The following is a 19,372-nucleotide window of genomic DNA, read 5'->3' on the forward strand; positions in this document are numbered from 1 at the left end:
TAGTCCTAGACGGACGCGATGGGTATATAGGGGCTGGCGGGCGTGCCGGGCGGCTTGGTCAGGGTGCGTGCGATGGCGGCTTCGACCAGATTGCTGTCCAGCTGCTCCATACAATCGAAATGCTTGAGTGGGCAATTGCGTTCGAAGCAAGGGCTGCACTCGAGATCCAGCGAGACGATTTCGGCCCTGTCGCTCAGCGGCGGGGTGAACTCTGGGCTGCTGGAGCCATACAGTGCCACCAAGGGGCGTTCCAGCGCAGCAGCCACATGCATCAGGCCTGAATCATTGGTGACCACCATATGGGCCAGCGACAGCAGGTCTATCGCCTGGGCCAGCGAAGTGCGGCCCGCCAAGTCTACCAGCGGGACGCCAGCCAGCCGGCTGATGGCTTGGGTTTCGGCCTGATCCTTGGCCGAGCCGAACAGCCAGACTGCGTAACCCTGCGAAACCAGGCGGCGGGCCAAATCAGCAAAATGCCGGGCTGGCCAGCGTTTGGCCGGGCCATACTCGGCGCCAGGGCAAAAAGCCACGATGGGGCGTTCGGTATCCAGCCCCAGGCTGCTCAGGGCTGCCTGCTGTTGTTCCGGCTGTATGGTCAGCCTTGGTGCCGGGATGGGGCGTGGCAAGGGGTTGCCGGGCACACGCTCAGCCAGGATGGCGAAGCGCTCCACCATCTGCGGCAGAGCCTTGGGGTTGAGGGTGCGGGCATCGTTGAGCAGGCCGTAGCGTGATTCACCAATAAAGCCGGTGCGCAGCGGGATGCGGGCAAACCAGGGCACCAGTGCCGATTTGAGTGAGTTCGGCAGCAAGATGGCCTGGTCGAACTGGCCACGCAGGCTACGCCCCAGACGGTAGCGGGCACCCAGCTTGAGTGCGCCGTGGCCGAAAGGGTTGCGCAGGGTGGCATCCACCTCGGGCATGCGCTCAAGCAGGGGCAGGGTCCAGTCCGGCGCCATGACGGTGAGATGGGCGTCGGGCTGGTACTGCTTCAGGCGCCGATAAAGCGGCTGGGCCATGACGCTGTCGCCCACCCAGGCAGGCGCAACTACGAGAATGCGATCAGGCATTGCCAGGCTCAGTGGCCGTGGCCAACGGGACCGCCTTTGAGTACGTACTTGGTGCCGCAATAGGGGCACAGTGCTTCGCCGGTATTGCCCACCGGGATAACCACGCGCGGGTGGGCATTCCACTTCACCATATCGGGCATGGGGCAGTACAGGGGCAGATCCTTGGCTTCGACTTCGATCTGGCTACGGTTATTTTCTTTGAGTTGCGTCATGGTGCTTCCTTTTTACGTACTACCCGGCCGCTGTCGGCGGCCGGGAGTGGATATCGGGTGTCGTTGATCAGACCCAGCTCAGCCAGTCGTTGTGCTTGGCGGACTCGCCCTTGACGGCAGCAAAGTAGGCTGCCTGCAACTGGGTGGTGATGGGCCCGCGGCTGCCTTCGCCTATGGTGCGGCCATCCAGCTCGCGTATGGGGGTGATTTCGGCGGCTGTGCCAGTAAAGAAGGCTTCATCGGCGATATAGAGCTCGTCGCGGGTGATGCGCTTCTCAATGACTTCGTAGCCGTGTTCGGCCGCCAGCTGGAAAATGCTGTCGCGGGTAATGCCTGCCAGGCAGGAGGTCAGGTCAGGTGTGTAGATCTTGCCCTTGCGGATGACGAAGATGTTCTCGCCCGAGCCTTCGGCCACATAGCCGTCCACGTCCAGCAGCAGGGCTTCTTCGTAACCGTCGCGTACGGCTTCGGTATTGGCCAGGATGGAATTCATGTAGTTGCCATTGGCCTTGGCCTTGCACATGGTGACGTTGACATGATGACGGGTGAAGGACGAGGTCTTGACCCGTATGCCCTTCTCCAGCCCGTCGGCACCCAGATAGGCGCCCCAGGGCCAGGCTGCCACGATCACATGTACATCGCCCAGCGGCGGTGCAATGCCCAGCTTGCCTGAGCCATAGAAAGCCATGGGACGGAAATAGCACGACTTGAGCTTGTTCTCGCGTACCACCTGCTTGTGGGCCTCGTTGATCTCATCCTTGCTGTAGGGCAGGGTCATGCCGAGGATTTTGGCCGAGTTGAACAGGCGGTCGGTATGGTCCTGCAGGCGGAAGATTGCCGGGCCCTTGCTGGTTTCGTAGGCGCGCACGCCCTCAAAGACGCCAAGGCCATAGTGCAGGGTATGGGTCAGCACATGGGTATTGGCATCGCGCCAATCCACCAGTTTGCCGTCATACCAGATGACGCCGTCGCGATCGGACATGGACATGCTTGTTCTCCTCAAGTCTTGCTGCCGCAGGCAGGTGTTTCAGCCAAAGAGGGCATTTTAGCGGTTTCACTCACTGCGCTCCATGCATGGCGTAATATCCGGCCCATTAATCATGGAGAGGCGTGCTATGTCCCTGGCTTACAGCTGCATTCTGATTGCCGTATTGCTGCCCTATGTGTGGATCTGCTTTGCCAAATTCGGGCGCCAGCCCGATGGCAGCAAGCTACGCTACAACAATCATACTCCCCGCTTGCAGCAGGCACAGATGGAAGGGCGAGCCGCCAGGGCGGTAGGCGCACATCAAAATGCCTTCGAAGCCTTACCGGCATTCGCTGTCGCCGTGCTGGTGGCGGTGCAGGCGGGGGTGCCGGTGGCGCAGGTGGATATCGCGGCCATGGTATTTATTGTGGCGCGCGTTCTGCATGGCGTCTGCTACCTGGCAGATTTGCCCCGTGCACGCTCCTTGAGTTGGGTGGTGGGGCTGTTGAGTGTGATCGCCCTGTTCGTGATGGCGCTGCGCTTGGCGTAGCCGAGCCTGGGTGGATGGTCAGCGCCTGCGGCCACGCAGCAGTACGATCACGGCGCCTGCACCACCGTCCACTTGTCGTGCCTGGCAGAAGGCCTGTACTTCGTCCCGCTGTACCAGCCAGTTGCGCAGCTTGTTCTTCAGTACGGGCTCCTTGTTCTTGGAGCCGAGACCTTTACCATGGACGATGCGGACGCAGCGCCTGTCCTGTTGCACACAGTCGTGCACAAAGGCTCCGACAGCGGCGCGGGCTTCGTCGGTATTGAGCCCATGCAGATCCAGATGAGCTTGCACCACCCAATGACCGCGCCGTAGCTTCTTCATGGTGTCCAGCTTTTGGCCTGCGCGCAGGTAGAGCAGCTCCTCGCCGCTTTCAATTTCATCCCAGGGCCAGAAGTCTGTCATGGCATCGTGCATGACCAGTCCTTCGTCGTGCAGATGTTGCTGTGGCCAGGGAGAGATGGCTGGGCTGGGATGGGGGAAGGGCAAGGGGTGCTTTAGCGGCTGGACATCCGCCACGGCTTTGCGGAACAGCGCTGCCTCGTCGTCGGCAACCGGTTTGGCCGGCTGGCCGGCAGGCCGTCCTTTTGCTGCCTTGAGGGTGCGGGCGAGCGGCTTGAGCTGGTCGGCAAGTAGGGTCTTGGGGCGGGCCATGCGGTATTTTACCTGCTGCAAACGACAAGGCCGCCTCGCGGGCGGCCTTGTCGTAAGCGCAAGGCTTACTTCAGTGTATCCAGATACTTGTCGGCGTCGAGCGCGGCTTGGCAGCCGGTAGCGGCGCTGGTGATGGCCTGGCGGTAGATATGGTCTTGCACATCGCCGGCTGCGAACACGCCTGCTACGCTGGTGCTGGTGGCACCGCCCTGATTGCCGCCCTTGGTGATGATGTAACCGTTTTCCATCTCCAACTGGCCTGCAAAGATATCAGTGTTGGGTTTGTGGCCGATGGCGATAAAGCAGCCTGTCACGGCCAGGTCCTTGGTGCTGCCGTCCTTGGTGGACTTGAGGCGTATGCCGTTGACACCGGTGTTGTCACCCAGCACTTCGTCCAGGGTGCTATCCAACTGCAGGCTGATCTTGCCGCTGGCAACCTTTTCCATCAGGTGATCGATCAGGATCTTCTCGGCGCGGAAGGTGTCACGGCGGTGTACCAGGGTGACGTGGCTGGCGATATTGGCCAGGTACAGGGCTTCCTCGACGGCAGTATTGCCGCCACCAACCACGGCGACCTGTTGGTTGCGGTAGAAGAAGCCATCGCAGGTGGCGCAGCCGGACACACCCTTGCCCATGAAGGCCTCTTCGCTGGGGAGGCCCAGGTATTGGGCCGATGCGCCCGTGGCGATGATCAGGGCGTCGCAGGTGTATTCGCCGGCATCGCCTATCAGGCGTATGGGCTTTTCGTCGAGCTTGGTGGTATGAATATGGTCAAACACGATCTCGGTGCCAAAGCGGCGTGCGTGTGCTTCAAAGCGCTGCATCAGCTCAGGCCCTTGCACACCGTCTGCATCGGCGGGCCAGTTGTCCACATCTGTGGTAGTCATCAGTTGGCCGCCCTGAGCCAGGCCAGTTACCAGCAGCGGCTTGCGGTTGGCGCGTGCGGCGTAGACGGCGGCGGTGTAGCCGGCGGGGCCGGAGCCGAGAATCAGCAGGCTGCTGTGCTTGGTACTGGACATGGCGGGTTCCTTTTTGTTTGGATACTGGGAAAGCTGGCGTGGCTGGCTGTGGCCGGTCACAATTGGGCGATAGTATAAGTCCGGCATCGCAAAGGAATTAAATTGATTGTTTCAATATATCCGATAGCCCACTGTGCTCCACGAGGTGTGGCATGAGTAGCGCAGGCTTGCTCTGGGCCAGCTTGTGCGGTTTACCGGCCTTGCGCTATTGGCCGGTGCGGCGGGTTTTGATGAAGCAATTGTACTTCTGCGGCATCGAGGCGCTGCCCTTGCTGCTGTTTGTGGGCGTGGCCGTGGGCGGTATTGTGGTGGCGCAGTTGCATTACCAGATAGGCCAGAGCGGCGAGGGCAGCCTGCAATTGCTGGCTACCATTACCTTGGGGGAGCTAGCCCCCATGCTGACCGCCATCCTTCTGACGGCACGTTCCAGTTCGGCCATGGCCAGCGAACTGGCGCTGATGCGTTTTCATGGTGAGCTGACCAGCCTGAGCCGGATGGGCGTGAACATCCATCTGTACCTGGTCATGCCACGGGTGCTGGGCATGATGCTGGCCTGTGGCGTGCTGACCTTCTACTTTGCAGCGGCTTCGCTGGTTACTGGGGCCATTGCGGTGGCAGGCTTTGGGTGGCTGCAGGAGCTGACGCGGCTATCGTTGGTGTTGCCGCCGGCTACCTTGTTGCAATGTTTGGCCAAGGGGGTGACGTTTGGCGCGGCGATCGCTGCGGTTGCCTGCGCGCGCGGCCTGGCTGGGGGGCATAGTGGTACCGATGTGCCCATTGCGGCCTCCAGTGCGGTGATACGTGCCTTGTTGACAGTGTTTGCGTTGGACCTGGTATTCATTGTGGTGAGGTATTACGCATGAGCCTGCTCAGCCTGACGTATGAGGGTGGGGCTGCTCGCCTCCAGCCTGGCGGGCGGCTGTGGTTGCCGGTGTCGGGGCATGAGCGTGAGCTGTTGTTTGATACTGCGGCAGCGGCGGTGGCGGGGCCGCATGGCTGGCTGCCAGGTGAGGGCGGGTTGGTGGCCAATCTGCGTGTATGGGAGAACTGCCTGTTGCCGCTGAGTTATTTCGGGCGGCCGCCGGCCATGGCGGATGAGGCATTGTTCCAGCGATTGCTGGATGGATTGGCGATGTCTATGCCGGATCGCGCTGCTTTTGCGGCGTCGCCAGCGGGTAGCCTGACACCAAGACTACGGCGAGTGGCCTGTGGCTTGCGCGCCCTGTTGGCCAGGCCGGCGCTGTTGCTGGCCGAAAGCGAGTGGTTCGGCAGGTTGGAAGAGGTGGATGCGCTGAATCTGGCTGGGCTGTTTGCCGAGCATTGCCCCCATAGCGCCTGGCTGGTGCTGGGCAGCCGCCGGCCTGCGGCCTGCTGGGGATTTACTGATGATGACAACCGGGAAGCATCCTGATGCTGCTGCGTGACAATGACCCGCGCTTTCGTGCGCTACCCTGGAAGCTGGCCTTGTTCGGGCTGGCCGCCTTGATCAGCTCGGCGGCCATCCTGCTGTTTCTGGCCATCAAGCAGGGCTATTTCGAGGCCAAGACACCGATCAGCTTTATCAGTGACAGCGGCAACGATCTGAAGCTGGGCATGGCGGTGAAGTTTTCTGGCTTCAAGATAGGCGAGGTGACCGATCTGAGCTTGGATACCAATGGGCCGGTCAGTCGGGTACGTATCTCGGTCCTGGTGGAGGACAGGCATCTGCGCCTGATCAAGCCTGATTCGGTAGGGCGTATCGCCAAGGATGGATTGATAGGCGACGGTTATATCGACGTGGGTATCGGTAGTGCCACTGCGCCGCCGGTGGAGCGCGACGCGGAGCTGGAGTTTGTGCCGGCCAAGAGCCTGGACGAGATCATGCGCGAGGTGCGTGATCGGGCCATGCCGGTGATCAATGAGGTGGAGACCATGATACAGCGGGTGAATGACCCGCAGGGAGATCTGCACCAGACCCTGAAGAATCTGCGTACCTTCTCGGCCGGCCTGAACGAGACGCGTCACAACCTGGACCAGGTGCTGATCAGCGTCAACCAGCTTACCGGCAAGGAGGTGCCGGCAACCTTGGCTACCACGCGGCAGGCACTGGAGCGGGCGGATGCCTCGTTGCTGCAGATAGAGCAGCGCATGCCCGGCTTGCTGGATAAGGCCGACCGTACCCTGGGCCACCTTGAGGCGGCGGGGAATGCCACCAATCAGCTGGTGAAACAGATAGGGCCGGACGCGGTGGGGCTGGTGCACGAAGGGCGGGAGCTCTCTCGCAAGGGCAATGAAACCATCGATGCGGTAACGGGGGCGTGGCCTTTGAACAAACTGATCACGCCACCCGCGAGCCAGCCGCCGCGCAGTGATAGCCAGGGGGTGGCGCCATGAGGCACGGATTGATCATCATGGCGCTGTTGCTGACCGCCTGTGCCAGTGGCCCGACGCAGCCTGCCATGCGCAAGCAGGCAGAGACCGCCAGCCAGGTTGCCGCACGTGCCAGCGGAGAAGGCAAGTGGACGGTTGCTGTGCAGCTGTGGCAAGAGGCGGCGCGTCGGCATCTGGCCTTGGATGATGGGCAGGGTGTGGCGATTGCCGCGCTGGCCCAGGCCCAGGCGCTGCAGCGCCTGGGTCGCCTGGACGAGGCGACGCGCCTGCTTGATAGCCTGTTGCCAGAAGGTGCGTACCCGGTGGTGCAGCAGGCAGAGGCGCGCTATCAGTTGGCCCTGTTGAAGGCTGATCAGGGAGAGTGGGCGGCGGTTGGTCGTTTGCTGGATGCGGCAGAGCGAGATGCCGGCCAGGATGCGGAACTCAGGGCTGCCGTGGCTAATCTACGAGCCCGTGCTGCCTGGGTTGCTGGTGATTGGCTGGGGGTGCGGCAATATGCTGCCACGGCGCTCACGACGGCCGGACCTGCCAGCGGTGAGCGTGCCAATGCCCTGCGCCTGCAGGGGCAGGCGGCCATGCGCCTGCTGGATTGGCCTGTGGCTACGCAAGCGCTGGAGGCGGCTTTGCAACTGGACAAGCAACTAGCCCGCCCTGGCGGCATCGCTGCTGATCTGCGGGCCTTGGCCGAGCTGGCAGCCCTGCGCGCCGACCCATCGGCGCAGGCGCTGGCCGAACGTGCAGCCAGGGTGTGTGAGGCGGCGGGAGCCGAGTTTTGCCGGCCCTGAATGCCACTCAATGCCATTTAACCAGGCAGCTGCTCAAGGTATCTGGAGGGTGGCTGGCGGGAGTGAATACCGGTGTGGCTTGAGGGAAATTGGGTTTTGTGTCTATAATCGCTGGCTTCCCAAATCCGGGAAGAGAATTTACCCGTCCGCGCAAGCCAGGGTGCATCCGTCTCAGGACGATGTGTCGGTCGCGGGCGGTAAGTCCATAACCCTTGCATTGGAGTTACCCTATGTCCGTCAGCATGCGCGAAATGCTGGAAGCCGGTGTTCACTTCGGCCACCAGACCCGTTACTGGAACCCCAAGATGGCTCCGTTCATCTTCGGTCACCGCAACAAGATTCATATCGTCAACCTCGAAAAGACGTTGCCGATGTTCGAAAACGCACTGGCCTATGTGCGTCGCCTCACCGCCAACAAGGGTTCGATCATGTTCGTCGGTACCAAGCGCCAGGCTCGCGAGATCGTTCGCGAAGAAGCCCTGCGTGCTGGCACCCCGTTTGTTGATCACCGCTGGCTGGGCGGCATGCTGACCAACTACAAGACGGTCAAGCAATCCATCAAGCGCCTGAACGAGCTGCAAGTGACCCTGGCTGATGCCAACAATGGTTACTCCAAGAAAGAGCAGCTGATGCTGCAGCGCGAAGTTGAGAAGCTGGAAACCTCGCTGGGTGGTATCAAGGACATGAACGGTCTGCCAGATGCCATCTTCGTGATCGACGTTGGCTACCAGAAGGGCGCCATCGTGGAAGCCCAGAAGCTGGGCATTCCCGTCATCGGCGTGGTCGATACCAACAACTCGCCTGAAGGCATTGATTACGTGATCCCGGGTAACGATGACTCCGCCCGTGCGATTCGTCTGTATGCCCGTGGCGTGGCTGATGCCATCCTCGAAGGCCGTGCCCTGGCCATTCAGGAAATCATCGCTGCCGGTAGCGAAGCACAAGCTGCTTAATCGCTCTGTCACATGAAGTCAGCAAAAAGGGGCATACAAGCCCCTTTTTGTTAAATCAATACCGAATATCGAACGATCAAGGAGTACCAACATGGCGGAAATCACCGCAAAGATGGTTGCCGAGCTGCGCGAAATGACCGGCCTGGGCATGATGGATTGCAAGAAGGCACTGGTTGAGGCTGATGGCGACCTGAAGGCAGCTGAAGAAGCGCTGCGCATCAAGAGCGGCAACAAGGCTTCCAAGGTTGCTGGTCGCACCGCTGCTGAGGGCACTGTCGCTGCTTTCGTGCAGGGCAATATCGGCGCCCTGGCCGAAGTGAACTGTGAAACCGACTTCGTGGGCAAGGATGCGGGCTTCCTGGCGTTTGCCCAGGCTGCTGCTGAAGCCATCGTTGCGGGCAACCCTGCCGACGTGGAAGCCCTGGGTGCGGTCAAGACCGCTTCGGGCGAAACCGTGGAAGAGCTGCGCAAGGCCATCATCGCCAAGCTGGGTGAGAACATCAATGTTCGCCGCTTCGTGCGTTTCGAGACTCAGGGTCAACTGGCTACCTATCTGCACGGCTCCAAGATCGGTGTCGTGGTCGATATGACCGGCGGCGACGCCGTGTTGGGCAAGGACATTGCCATGCATATCGCTGCCTGTAAGCCGAAGTCGCTGGATGCCTCGGGCGTTGATGCTGAGCTGATCGCTACCGAGCGCCGCGTTGCCATCGAGCGCGCCAAGGAAGCCGGCAAGCCGGAAGCCATGCTGGAAAAGATCGCCGAAGGCACCGTGCAGAAGTTCCTGAAGGATGTCACTCTGCTGAGCCAGCCCTTCGTCAAGGACGACAAGCTGTCGGTCGAGCAACTGCTGAAGGCCAACAATGCCAGCGTGACCGCATTCACCATGTATGTTGTGGGTGAAGGCATTGAGAAGAAGGTTGTCGACTTCGCTGCCGAAGTTGCTGCTGCCGCCAAGGTCTAAGCTGTACCCGTAGTATCAGACAACCGTCCGGGGTGACCCGGGCGGTTGTTTTGCAAGTAGCGTACGCATTGTGCGAACTTTTTGCCGTGCGGCTGCTACAAAGAAGCGATTTCTCCACATCATAAAAGGTGAGCCCATGAGCCAGTCCCCCATCTATAAACGCATCCTCCTCAAACTCTCGGGTGAAGCGCTGATGGGCGAGGACAGTTATGGGATCAACCGGATTACGGTCGAGCGCATTGTTGCCGAGATCAAGGAAGTGGCTGAGCTGGGCATACAGGTGGCCGTGGTGATAGGCGGTGGCAATATCTTCCGTGGCGTGGCGCCAGCCGCTGCCGGCATGGATCGCGCAACGGCCGACTATATGGGCATGTTGGCCACGGTGATGAATGCCATGGCACTGCAGGATGCCATGCGTCAGCAAGGCCTTGTCAGCCGTGTGCAATCGGCGCTGACCATACAGCAGGTGGCTGAGCCGTATATACGCCCCAAGGCCATTCAGTATCTGGAGGAAGGCAAGGTGGTGATTTTTGGCGCCGGCACCGGCAACCCCTTCTTTACCACCGATACGGCCGCAGCCCTGCGCGGCATGGAAATGAACGCCGATATCGTGCTGAAGGCCACCAAGGTCGACGGTGTTTATACCGATGATCCGAAGAAGAACCCGGATGCAGTGCGTTACTCGGCCCTGACTTTCGACGAGGCCATCAGCAAGAACCTCAAGGTGATGGATGCGACGGCGCTGGCGCTGTGCCGTGACCAGAACATGAATATCCGTGTATTCAGCATCTTCAAGGCTGGCGCGCTCAAGCGCGTGGTGCTGGGAGAAGACGAGGGTACGCTGGTACACTGCTGATCTGCTGCCGCACTGATAGGCATGCCACCCGTCGCGCCAGGCAGGACCCGTCGGGTTCTGCCGGAGGTGACAATTGGGCCCGTCCCTGATTGCTCCGTATTTTCCCACCTCCGCACCTTGGCATACGGACATCGCGCTTGTCGCGGTACCGTGGCTGACCTTGTGGCAAAGAATCCCTGCGCGGGTCATACGACCGGCGCTTTTTATCCAAGACAACCTAAGCAACACAGGAGCGAGAAGCATGATCGCCGACGTGAAAAAAAACACCGAAGCCAAGATGCAGAAGTCGGTGGAAAATCTGAAGAACAATCTGGCCAAGGTGCGTACTGGCCGGGCCCACGCAGGTCTGCTGGACCATATCACCGTGGACTACTACGGCAATCCCACCCCCATCAACCAGGTGGCCAGTGTGGGCCTGATGGATGCCCGCACCTTGTCGGTGTCGCCATTTGAAAAGAAGATGGCGGCCGCTATCGAGAAGGCGATCCGTGACTCTGACCTGGGTTTGAACCCGGCCTCCATGGGTGACGTGGTACGTGTGCCGATGCCAGCGCTGACCGAAGAGCGTCGGCGTGATCTGATCAAGGTGGTGCGTGGCGAGGCTGAAGACAGCCGGGTGGCGGTGCGTAACCTGCGGCGCGACGCCAATGAGCAGCTGAAGAAGGCCGTCAAGGACAAGCTGATTTCGGAAGATGACGAGCGGCGTGGTACCGACGATGTGCAGAAGCTGACTGACAAATACATCGCCGATATTGACAAGCAGCTCGCCGACAAGGAAAAAGAGCTGCTGACGGTATAAGGTCGTGAAGCTCTTTCAAAGCTCTACCCGCGAAGTACCTGCTGTTGCTGCGGTGCCCAGCCACGTTGCCATCATCATGGATGGCAATGGCCGTTGGGCCAAGCAGCGTTTCCTGCCACGCGTGGCAGGGCACAAGCAGGGTGTCGAGACTGTGCGAGAGGCGGTCAAGGCCTGTTCCGAGCTAGGGGTGGGATATCTCACCCTGTTTGCCTTTTCCAGCGAGAACTGGCGTCGTCCGGTCGAGGAAGTCTCGTTCCTGATGGGCTTGTTCCTGGCGGCACTGGAGCGCGAGGTTGCCAAGCTGGACAAGAACGGCATACGGCTCAAGCTGATAGGCCGGCGTGATCGCTTCTCTGCCGAGATTGTCCGCTCCATCGAGGCGGCAGAAGCACGCACTGCCGCCAACACCGGCCTGACGCTGACCATTGCGGCCGACTATGGCGGTCGGTGGGACATATTGCAGGCCACCCAGGCCATGCTGAAGGCGCGCCCCGAACTGGCTGGCGGCGAGTTGGACGAGGCGGATCTCGCGCCTTTCCTGGCCATGGCCTATGCACCCGAGCCTGATCTCTTCATTCGCACGGGTGGGGAGGCGCGGGTGTCGAATTTCCTGCTCTGGCAACTGGCCTATACCGAATTGTATTTCACCGACGCTTACTGGCCGGATTTTGACCGGGCGGCGCTCGAATCTGCCATTTCATCGTACCGTAATCGTGAGCGGCGTTTTGGCCGTACCAGCGAGCAACTGAAGGGCTCGGCATGCTGAAGACCCGTATCCTGACCGCGCTGGCGCTATTACCGCTGGTGCTGGGTTGCCTGTTCTTTGCGCCGGCGTGGGGTTGGGGGCTGTTTGCCCTGTTTGCGCTGTCCTTGGGGGCCTGGGAATGGTCGCGCTTCGCCAGCTATCGGCGCGACGAGATGGTCTGCTTTATCCTGGGTTTTGTGGGCCTGGGTGCAGCCTGGCTGTATCTGCCGCTGGCTCGCGTCTGGGCGCCCATTGTTGATGTGCTGGCCCTGGTGTTCTGGTTGCTGGTGGTGCCCATGTGGTTGCGCCGTAAGTGGACGCTCAAGCGCAAATGGTTGTCGGCACTGATAGGCTGGCTATTGCTGCTGGCTTCACTGGTGGGCGTGACCCGTTTCCGGGAAATGCAGGATGGCGCCTGGGCTTTGTTGTTCCTGTTGGCCATCGCCTGGGTGGCTGATGTGGCCGCCTATTTTTCCGGCCGCGCGTTCGGCAAGCGCAAACTGGCGCCCAGCATCAGCCCCGGCAAGAGCTGGGAAGGGGTGTATGGTGCCCTGGTAGGCGTGACGCTTTATGCACTGGCGCTGCACTTTGCGGGTGCGCCGCTGTTTGCCAAGATACACCTCGCGGCCTTGCTGCCCCTGGTATGGGCGCTGACTGCCGTGAGCGTAGTGGGTGACCTGTTTGAGTCCCTGCTCAAGCGCCAAGTGGGCTTCAAGGACAGCAGCAATCTGCTGCCCGGCCACGGCGGTGTGCTGGATCGCATAGATAGCCTGCTGGCATTGATTCCGGTAGCCAGTGCCCTGTTGTTTGGCTACGCCTTATGGATGGCTTGAGTACCATGCCACAATGCACCATTACTGTTCTGGGTTCTACTGGCAGCATAGGCGTCAATACGCTGGATGTGATTGCCCGTCACCCTGATAAATATCGTGTCGTAGCCTTGAGCGGCAACGGCCAGGTCGACAAGCTGGTTGAACAATGTCTGTTGCACAAGCCACGCTATGCTGTGCTGGCGACGGTTGAAAGAGTGGCCGAGCTGCGTACCAAACTGGTGGCAGCCGGCTTGAGCGGTATCGAAGTCATGGCGGGCATGGAGGCGCTGGAACATATTGCCACCTTGCCTGAGGTCGACGCGGTGATGGCGGCCATAGTCGGTGCTGCGGGCATGCGTCCGACGCTGGCAGCGGCACGCCAGGGCAAGCGGGTGCTGCTGGCCAACAAGGAAACCCTGGTCATGGCCGGGCGCCTGTTCATGGATGCGGCACGGGAGGGGGGTGCCACGCTGTTACCCATAGACAGTGAGCACAACGCTATCTACCAGTGCCTGCCGCAGCCTTTTTCCGATCAGGCAGGGCAGGGCGTCAGGCGCATACTGTTGACGGCATCCGGCGGCCCGTTCCGGCACTTCAGCACCGAACAGCTGGCCGTCGTGACCCCAGAGCAGGCAGTCAAGCATCCCAACTGGAGTATGGGCCGCAAGATATCGGTGGACTCGGCCAGCTTGATGAACAAAGGGTTGGAAGTCATCGAGGCGCGCTGGTTGTTCAATCTGCCGCCTGAGCGTATCTCGGTCGTGGTGCATCCACAGAGTGTCATCCATTCCATGGTTGAGTACGTCGATGGATCGGTGCTGGCGCAGTTGGGCAATCCCGATATGCGTACACCCATCGCCTATGGCCTTGCCTGGCCGGAGCGTATCGATGCGGGTGTGACGGCGTTGGATTTGTTCCAGATTGCCAGGCTGGATTTTGAGCAGCCGGATACGGCCCGGTTTCCATGCCTGGCGCTGGCGTTCGAGGCGCTGCGCATGGCTGGCGCGGCACCGGCTGTACTGAATGCGGCCAATGAAGTTGCGGTGGCGGCTTTCCTGGCGGGTACGCTGGGTTTTGCCGATATTGCTCGCCTGAATGAGCAGGTCATGCAGCAGGTAAGCCCGGATTTTGATGCCGATACGCTGGAAGGTCTGATTGCTGCAGATGCGGCGGCGCGTGATGTTGCCGATGCGTGGATATCCCGGCGCAGTTAATCTGCCCCTGGCCCATGCCTTGCGCTACCATCTTGGCTTCCATGCTGTTGCCCTGCTTACGTTGAAGAAGTCTGCCCCATGTCGCTGTTGATCACCCTTGCTGCCTTCGCCCTCGCCATCGGGGTGCTGGTTTCCATCCATGAGTATGGCCACTATTGGGTGGCCAAGCGTTGTGGCGTCAAGGTCCTGACTTTCTCCATAGGCTTTGGCAAGCCCCTGCTGACCTGGCAGCGTGGAGAGACCCAGTGGCAACTGGCGGCCATACCGCTGGGTGGTTACGTCAAGATGCTGGATGAGCGTGAGGCCCCGGTCGCTGACCACGAGTTGCATCGCGCCTTCAACCAGCAAACACCTTTGCGCCGTATGGCCATCGTGGTAGCAGGACCATTGGCCAATTTCCTGCTCGCCATCCTGGTTTACTGGGGCATTTTTATGACTGGGGTGGATATCACGCTGCCCCGGCTGGGTACGGTTGTGCCTGGCAGTGTGGCGGCTACCGCAGGTTTGCAGGCTGGTGACACGATACAGGCCATTGATGGTGAACAGCTGGGTAGTTGGGCTGAAGTGCAGCTTGCCTTGATAGACCGGGCCGCAGCCAGGGCACAGGTTGGGCTGGAGGTTGACCGCCGTGGCGAGCGGCAGACCCTGGTGCTGGATCTTTCGCGTCTTGGCAATGAAGCTGTCGACGGCCGTTTGACCCAACATATCGGCATGTTGCTGGGTGTGTTGCGGGTGGGCGAGGTGCAGGCGGGTAGTGCCGCTGCCTTGGCCGGTTTGCAGGGTGGCGACCAACTGCTGCAGGTGGAGGGCAAGCCCATTGCCGGCCCAGGTGCATTTGTTGCTGCCATACAGGCCAGGGCCGGCCTGCCTACGCGTCTGGAGGTGTTGCGTGCCGGGCAAGTCAGGCAATTGGTGGTGACCCCCCAGGCCATCGTGGAACATGGCCGCACCATAGGGCGTATCGGCGCGGGTGTGGGGATGGATATCGCTGCGCTGCAGAGCCTGCAGCAGCAAAAGCGCTATGGCCCGGTGGAGGCTGCCGGCCGGGCCCTGAAACAGACCTGGGCGACTTCGGCCTTGTCTTTGCGCATGATGTGGCGCATGTTGCAGGGCAATGTATCCGTCAAGCAACTATCCGGCCCGGTGGCGATAGCCGACTATGCCGGCCAAAGTGCCAAGATAGGCCTGCGTGCCTACCTGGAATTTCTCTGCCTGATCAGCATCAGCCTGGGGGTGCTAAACCTGCTGCCTGTGCCGGTGCTGGATGGTGGGCATTTGATGTATTATTCCGCCGAACTTTTGCGGGGCCGACCCGTGTCGGAACGCGTGATGGAACTTGGTCAACGCGTGGGCGTCGGACTTCTCGCCGCGTTGATGGTTGTTGCCCTGTTCAATGACATTACGCGCCTGGTGGGTGGCTAGCCACCCAAACTCCATCCCATCGACGGTGTCACGCTTGCGCCGCCGGATTCGTTTATGAAACCGACCTCGATCTCGCTCGCTCTACTCGCCGTATTCGGCCTATCTGTACCCGCTCAGGCTTTCGAGCCTTTTGTCATCAAGGAAATCCGTGTAGAGGGCATCCAGCGCACGGAAGCTGGCACAGTATTCAACTACCTGCCTGTGAAGGTGGGTGACCGTGTAGACAATGACAAGGCCGCAGCCGCCGTCAAGGCGCTGTTCGCCACTGGTTTCTACAGCGATGTCAGGCTGGAGGTCGACAAGGATGTGCTGGTGGTGGCTGTGGACGAGCGCCCCATCATTGCCAATATCCTGATCGAAGGCGCCAAGGAATTCGAATCGGATCAACTGCTCAAGGCCTTGCGCGACAATGGCCTGGCGGAGAGCCGGACATTCGACCAGGCTTTGCTGGGCTCGGCTGAGCAGGAACTGAAGAAACAGTACTACAGCCGTGGCAAGTACTCGGTACAGATCAAGACCACGGTAACGCGGCTTGAGCGTAACCGCGTGGGGATTTCCTTTGATATCTCCGAGGGCCTGGTTGCCACCATCAAGCAGATCAACCTGGTGGGTAACCAGAAATTCAGCGAAGGCGATCTCAAGGATTACTTCCAGCTAGATACGGGTGGTTGGTTCAGCTGGTTCTCCAAGAGCGACCAGTATTCCAAGCCCAAGCTGCAGGCCGATATCGAGGCACTACGTTCCTACTACCTCGACAATGGCTATCTGGAATTCAATATCGATTCCCAGCAGGTGGCCTTGTCCGACGACAAGAAGGATATCTTCCTCACCGTCAATCTGACCGAGGGCGAACAGTTCAAGATCAGCGACGTCAAGTTCGCGGGCGAGCTGATTGTGCCTGAGGCGGAGCTGCGTCGGTTGATCGGTATCGAGGCTGGTGAGGTGTTCTCCCGTGCCAAGATCAATGCGGCCACCACCATCATTTCCGAGCGCTTGGCGGACGAGGGCTATGCCTTTGCCAATGTCAATGCCGTGCCTGAGGTCAACAAGCAGAAATTCGAGGCTGCGTTCACCTTCTATGTTGATCCAGGCCGCAAGACCTATGTACGCCGCGTCAATATCAGCGGTAATACCCGTACCCGCGACGAAGTGATACGCCGTGAGATGCGCCAGCTGGAAGCCGCTCCCTACGCCGGCTGGAAGATCAAGCGCTCGAAGGAGCGTCTGGATCTGCTCGGTTATTTCAATGAAGTGACGGTGGATACCCCCCTGGTTGCAGACAGTACCGACCAGGTGGACGTCAACGTGACGGTGACCGAGAAGCAGACCGGTAATATCCAGGTGGGTGCCGGTTACTCGCAATCAGATGGTCTGGTGCTGTCGGGCTCCATTGCGCAGGCCAATATCTTCGGTAGCGGCAAGTACCTGAAGCTGGAAGTGAATACCAGTTCCAGCAACAAGGTCTACGCGGTGTCGTTCACCAACCCCTATGCCACACCCGATGGCGTATCGCGCGGTTTTGACTTGTACAAGCGCCGCTATGAGCCAGATAACCTGTCGGTGGGCAGCTATCTCAACGACACCGTAGGCGGTGGTCTGCGCTGGTCTGTGCCGGTCAGCGAATACGACGGTGTGAACCTGGGCCTGTCGGCCGAACGCTCCAAGCTGACCTTGTTCGAGAACAGCCCGGAAGAGTACAAGCGTTTCGTCAACAAGTATGGCGAGACCAATATTACGATACTGGGTTCGGCAGGCTGGGCACGCGATACCCGCGACAGCGCCCTGTTCCCGACCCGTGGCAAGCTGCTCTCCATCAACGCTGAATCTGGCTTGCCGGGTGGCGACGTCAAGTATTACAAGGTGACGGCCCAGCAGCAGTGGTTCTTCCCCTTGAGCAAGACCTTTACCTTGCTGTGGAATACTGAGGCAGGCATGGGCGGCGGCTATGGTGGACAAAAACTGCCGTTCTATTCCAACTTCTTTGCTGGTGGCGTGAACTCGGTGCGTGGCTATGAAAGCTCCAGCCTGGGCCCGCGTAACACCATCACCAGCGGCACCAGCACCGTAACCACAGATGAAGCAACCGGCGGTAATCGTCGCCTGGTCACCAACCTGGAACTGCTGTTGCCGGTGCCCGGCATGAAGACCGACAAATCGACGCGCTTGTCGGCTTTCATAGACGGCGGTAACGTGTGGGGTGAAGATCAGAAGCTCAAGCTGGGTGACATGCGCTTCTCGGCTGGTGTGGCCTTTAGCTGGCTTGCACCAGTGGGGCCGATGAAGTTCAGCTATGCCAAGCCCCTCAATGCCAAGGATGGGGATAAACTGGAGCGCTTCCAGTTCTCGCTTGGCCAGATTTTCTGATGCATGCTGTTGCCTGGCAGCCAGTTCAAAAGGACGTAATCGTGAAACGCCTGTTCAGCCTGATTCTTGCCACCGGTCTGATGACACCTGCCATTGCGCAGGACGTCAAGTTCGGCTTCGTCAACCTGGATCGCATCATGCGTGAGTCTGGGCCGGCGGTGAAAGCCGTCAAGAAGATAGAGAAGGAATTTGCAGGTCGTGATGCCGACATCAAGAAGCTGACCGAGCAGGTACGGGGCCGCCAGGTGGAGTTGGACAAAGGCGGCCTGACCATGCCGGAGACCGAGCGCCGTAACAAGGAGCGCGAACTGGTAAAGCTGAATCAGGATCTGGCACGTATTCAGCGCGAATTCCGTGAGGATCTGAATGCCCGCCGTAACGAGGAGTTGTCGGGCATCCAGGAACGCGCCTACAACACCATCCAGCAGATTGCCGCACAAGAGAAGTACGACGCCATCCTGCAGGAGGCGGTGTACGTGAACCCTAAGCTGGATATCACCGACAAGGTCCTCAAATCCTTGTCTGACAAGTAAGGCCTGATCGGTGCTGAGGCTGTCCGATATCGTCGCCCGGCTGGGCGGCGAACTGGTCGGTGATGATGCAGAGATACGCCAGGTGGCAACGCTTGAGGCTGCCAAGCCCGACGAACTGGCTTTTCTGGCGAACCCCAAGTATCGCAAGCAACTGGATGAGACCCAGGCTGCAGCTGTCGTGCTGGGGCAGCAAAGTCGTGATCTGACTCAGCGGCCGCGTATCGTGGCTGCCAATCCCTATCTGTATTTCGCGCAGGTTTCCGCTTTGCTCAACCCGCCGCGCATGCCGGCCCCGGGTGTGCATCCCACCGCCTGGGTGGCACCCGATGTCTGCCTGGCGCCGGGCGTTCGCATAGGCCCGCATGCCAGCGTGGGGCAGGGCGCCATATTGGGTGCCAATGTGGTGATCGAGGCAGGTTGCCGAGTGGGTGACGGTGTCGAAATAGGCGACGACAGTCGGCTTTACCCCAATGTGGTGATCTACCACGATTGCCTGCTGGGGCAGCGGGTAGTGGTGCATGCCAATGCGGTGATCGGCTCCGATGGTTTTGGCAACGCCTGGACAGGTGAAGGCTGGTACAAGATTCCACAGATAGGCCGGGTACGTATAGGCAATGATGTGGAGATTGGCGCTTCCACCACCATAGACCGGGGGGCGTTGGGCGATACGGTGATCGAGGATGGCGTCAGGCTCGATAACCAGATACAGATAGCCCACAACGTGCATATAGGTCGGCACACTGCCATGGCCGGTTGCGTGGGCGTGGCGGGTAGTACCCGTATAGGCGCCTATTGCACCTTTGGCGGCAGTGCCATGATCCTGGGGCATCTGGAGATTGCCGACCGGGTCAACATCATGGCAGGTACCTTGATAGGCAAGTCGATATTGAAGGCGGGTACCTATGTAGGGCAGTACCCGGTGCAATCGCACGAAGACTGGTTGGCCAATGCATCCCACCTGCGCAGGCTGGATGCCATGGCAAAGAGATTGAAAGAACTTGAACGTAAAGTTGGCCGCAATGATGCCAACACGGGAGAATCAACGTCATGACCCAAGCGCAAATCGAAGCCGGCGCCGCGACCGGAACC

The 19,372-nt window shown here is 60.2% G+C and carries 21 protein-coding genes; 16 read left to right on the plus strand and 5 right to left on the minus strand.

Annotated elements, in window-relative coordinates; genetic code table 11:
• Positions 1–5 precede the first annotated feature (5 nt).
• The 3 genes from waaF to V7714_RS16425 all read right to left on the minus strand — a co-directional run bounded on the left by waaF (position 6) and on the right by V7714_RS16425 (position 2,267).
• Positions 6–1,067, minus strand: coding sequence for a lipopolysaccharide heptosyltransferase II (waaF, locus tag V7714_RS16415; RefSeq protein WP_335710679.1), 1,062 nt, complete (start codon positions 1,065–1,067; stop codon positions 6–8).
• A gap of 8 nt (positions 1,068–1,075) precedes the next feature.
• A complete protein-coding gene (locus V7714_RS16420) occupies positions 1,076–1,279 on the minus strand; it encodes a zinc-finger domain-containing protein (RefSeq protein WP_335710680.1) in 204 nt (67 codons plus the stop codon).
• 67 nt (positions 1,280–1,346) lie between these two features.
• Positions 1,347–2,267, minus strand: a complete 921-nt coding sequence (locus V7714_RS16425; protein WP_335710681.1) for a branched-chain amino acid transaminase — start codon at positions 2,265–2,267, stop codon at positions 1,347–1,349.
• 127 nt (positions 2,268–2,394) lie between these two features.
• On the opposite strand from V7714_RS16425, the gene V7714_RS16430 reads away from it, so the two are divergent.
• Complete coding sequence (locus V7714_RS16430) at positions 2,395–2,796, plus strand: MAPEG family protein (protein WP_335710682.1); 402 nt, start codon at positions 2,395–2,397, stop codon at positions 2,794–2,796.
• Between the two features lie 18 nt (positions 2,797–2,814).
• Here the strand turns inward: V7714_RS16430 and V7714_RS16435 are convergent, their stop codons facing one another.
• Together V7714_RS16435 and trxB are read right to left on the minus strand one after the other, a co-directional pair.
• Positions 2,815–3,447 carry a Smr/MutS family protein gene (locus V7714_RS16435; protein ID WP_335710683.1) on the minus strand — a complete coding sequence of 211 codons (633 nt, stop codon included), beginning with the start codon at positions 3,445–3,447 and terminating at the stop codon, positions 2,815–2,817.
• Between the two features lie 65 nt (positions 3,448–3,512).
• Positions 3,513–4,466, minus strand: a complete 954-nt coding sequence (gene trxB, locus V7714_RS16440; protein WP_290331638.1) for a thioredoxin-disulfide reductase — start codon at positions 4,464–4,466, stop codon at positions 3,513–3,515.
• A gap of 230 nt (positions 4,467–4,696) precedes the next feature.
• Here trxB and V7714_RS16445 point away from each other — a divergent pair, with 230 nt between their 5' ends.
• The 15 genes from V7714_RS16445 to lpxD all read left to right on the plus strand — a co-directional run bounded on the left by V7714_RS16445 (position 4,697) and on the right by lpxD (position 19,334).
• Entirely contained in the window at positions 4,697–5,329 is a 633-nt protein-coding gene (locus V7714_RS16445; protein WP_335710684.1) for an ABC transporter permease, read from the plus strand.
• Entirely contained in the window at positions 5,326–5,877 is a 552-nt protein-coding gene (locus V7714_RS16450) for a hypothetical protein (protein ID WP_335710685.1), read from the plus strand. Before V7714_RS16445 ends, V7714_RS16450 begins: the two co-directional genes overlap by 4 nt.
• On the plus strand, positions 5,877–6,839 hold the full coding sequence (locus V7714_RS16455; RefSeq protein ID WP_335710686.1) for an MlaD family protein: 963 nt from the start codon (positions 5,877–5,879) through the stop codon (positions 6,837–6,839). The genes V7714_RS16450 and V7714_RS16455 overlap by 1 nt, the downstream gene beginning before the upstream one ends.
• Positions 6,836–7,621: a hypothetical protein gene (locus V7714_RS16460; RefSeq protein ID WP_335710687.1), complete on the plus strand. Its 786-nt coding sequence runs from the start codon at positions 6,836–6,838 to the stop codon at positions 7,619–7,621. The genes V7714_RS16455 and V7714_RS16460 overlap by 4 nt, the downstream gene beginning before the upstream one ends.
• A 230-nt stretch (positions 7,622–7,851) precedes the next feature.
• Positions 7,852–8,574 (plus strand): 30S ribosomal protein S2, encoded by a 723-nt coding sequence (gene rpsB / locus V7714_RS16465; protein WP_284197374.1) that lies wholly within the window; start codon positions 7,852–7,854, stop codon positions 8,572–8,574.
• Between the two features lie 91 nt (positions 8,575–8,665).
• The gene (tsf, locus tag V7714_RS16470; protein WP_284197373.1) at positions 8,666–9,538 is read left to right on the plus strand and encodes a translation elongation factor Ts; all 873 of its coding nucleotides are present in this window, start codon (positions 8,666–8,668) and stop codon (positions 9,536–9,538) included.
• Between the two features lie 136 nt (positions 9,539–9,674).
• Positions 9,675–10,394 (plus strand): UMP kinase, encoded by a 720-nt coding sequence (gene pyrH / locus V7714_RS16475; protein WP_284197372.1) that lies wholly within the window; start codon positions 9,675–9,677, stop codon positions 10,392–10,394.
• A 241-nt stretch (positions 10,395–10,635) separates the two neighbouring features.
• Complete coding sequence (gene frr / locus V7714_RS16480; protein ID WP_284197371.1) at positions 10,636–11,193, plus strand: ribosome recycling factor; 558 nt, start codon at positions 10,636–10,638, stop codon at positions 11,191–11,193.
• A gap of 76 nt (positions 11,194–11,269) precedes the next feature.
• Positions 11,270–11,959, plus strand: coding sequence for a polyprenyl diphosphate synthase (gene uppS, locus V7714_RS16485; RefSeq protein ID WP_439954242.1), 690 nt, complete (start codon positions 11,270–11,272; stop codon positions 11,957–11,959).
• Complete coding sequence (locus V7714_RS16490; RefSeq protein WP_335710689.1) at positions 11,953–12,771, plus strand: phosphatidate cytidylyltransferase; 819 nt, start codon at positions 11,953–11,955, stop codon at positions 12,769–12,771. Before uppS ends, V7714_RS16490 begins: the two co-directional genes overlap by 7 nt.
• Positions 12,772–12,776: 5 nt before the next feature.
• Positions 12,777–13,964, plus strand: coding sequence for a 1-deoxy-D-xylulose-5-phosphate reductoisomerase (gene ispC, locus V7714_RS16495; RefSeq protein ID WP_335710690.1), 1,188 nt, complete (start codon positions 12,777–12,779; stop codon positions 13,962–13,964).
• Positions 13,965–14,042: 78 nt separating this feature from the next.
• Positions 14,043–15,386 carry an RIP metalloprotease RseP gene (gene rseP / locus V7714_RS16500; RefSeq protein ID WP_335710691.1) on the plus strand — a complete coding sequence of 448 codons (1,344 nt, stop codon included), beginning with the start codon at positions 14,043–14,045 and terminating at the stop codon, positions 15,384–15,386.
• 54 nt (positions 15,387–15,440) lie between these two features.
• Positions 15,441–17,750, plus strand: coding sequence for an outer membrane protein assembly factor BamA (bamA, locus tag V7714_RS16505; protein ID WP_335710692.1), 2,310 nt, complete (start codon positions 15,441–15,443; stop codon positions 17,748–17,750).
• A gap of 41 nt (positions 17,751–17,791) precedes the next feature.
• Positions 17,792–18,283 carry an OmpH family outer membrane protein gene (locus V7714_RS16510; protein ID WP_335710693.1) on the plus strand — a complete coding sequence of 164 codons (492 nt, stop codon included), beginning with the start codon at positions 17,792–17,794 and terminating at the stop codon, positions 18,281–18,283.
• A 10-nt stretch (positions 18,284–18,293) separates the two neighbouring features.
• The gene (lpxD, locus tag V7714_RS16515) at positions 18,294–19,334 is read left to right on the plus strand and encodes a UDP-3-O-(3-hydroxymyristoyl)glucosamine N-acyltransferase (RefSeq protein ID WP_335710694.1); all 1,041 of its coding nucleotides are present in this window, start codon (positions 18,294–18,296) and stop codon (positions 19,332–19,334) included.
• Positions 19,335–19,372 lie beyond the last annotated feature (38 nt).

Origin of the sequence: Chitinimonas sp. JJ19 (genome assembly GCF_036961565.1) — a bacterium.
Classification (GTDB): domain Bacteria; phylum Pseudomonadota; class Gammaproteobacteria; order Burkholderiales; family Chitinimonadaceae; genus Chitinimonas.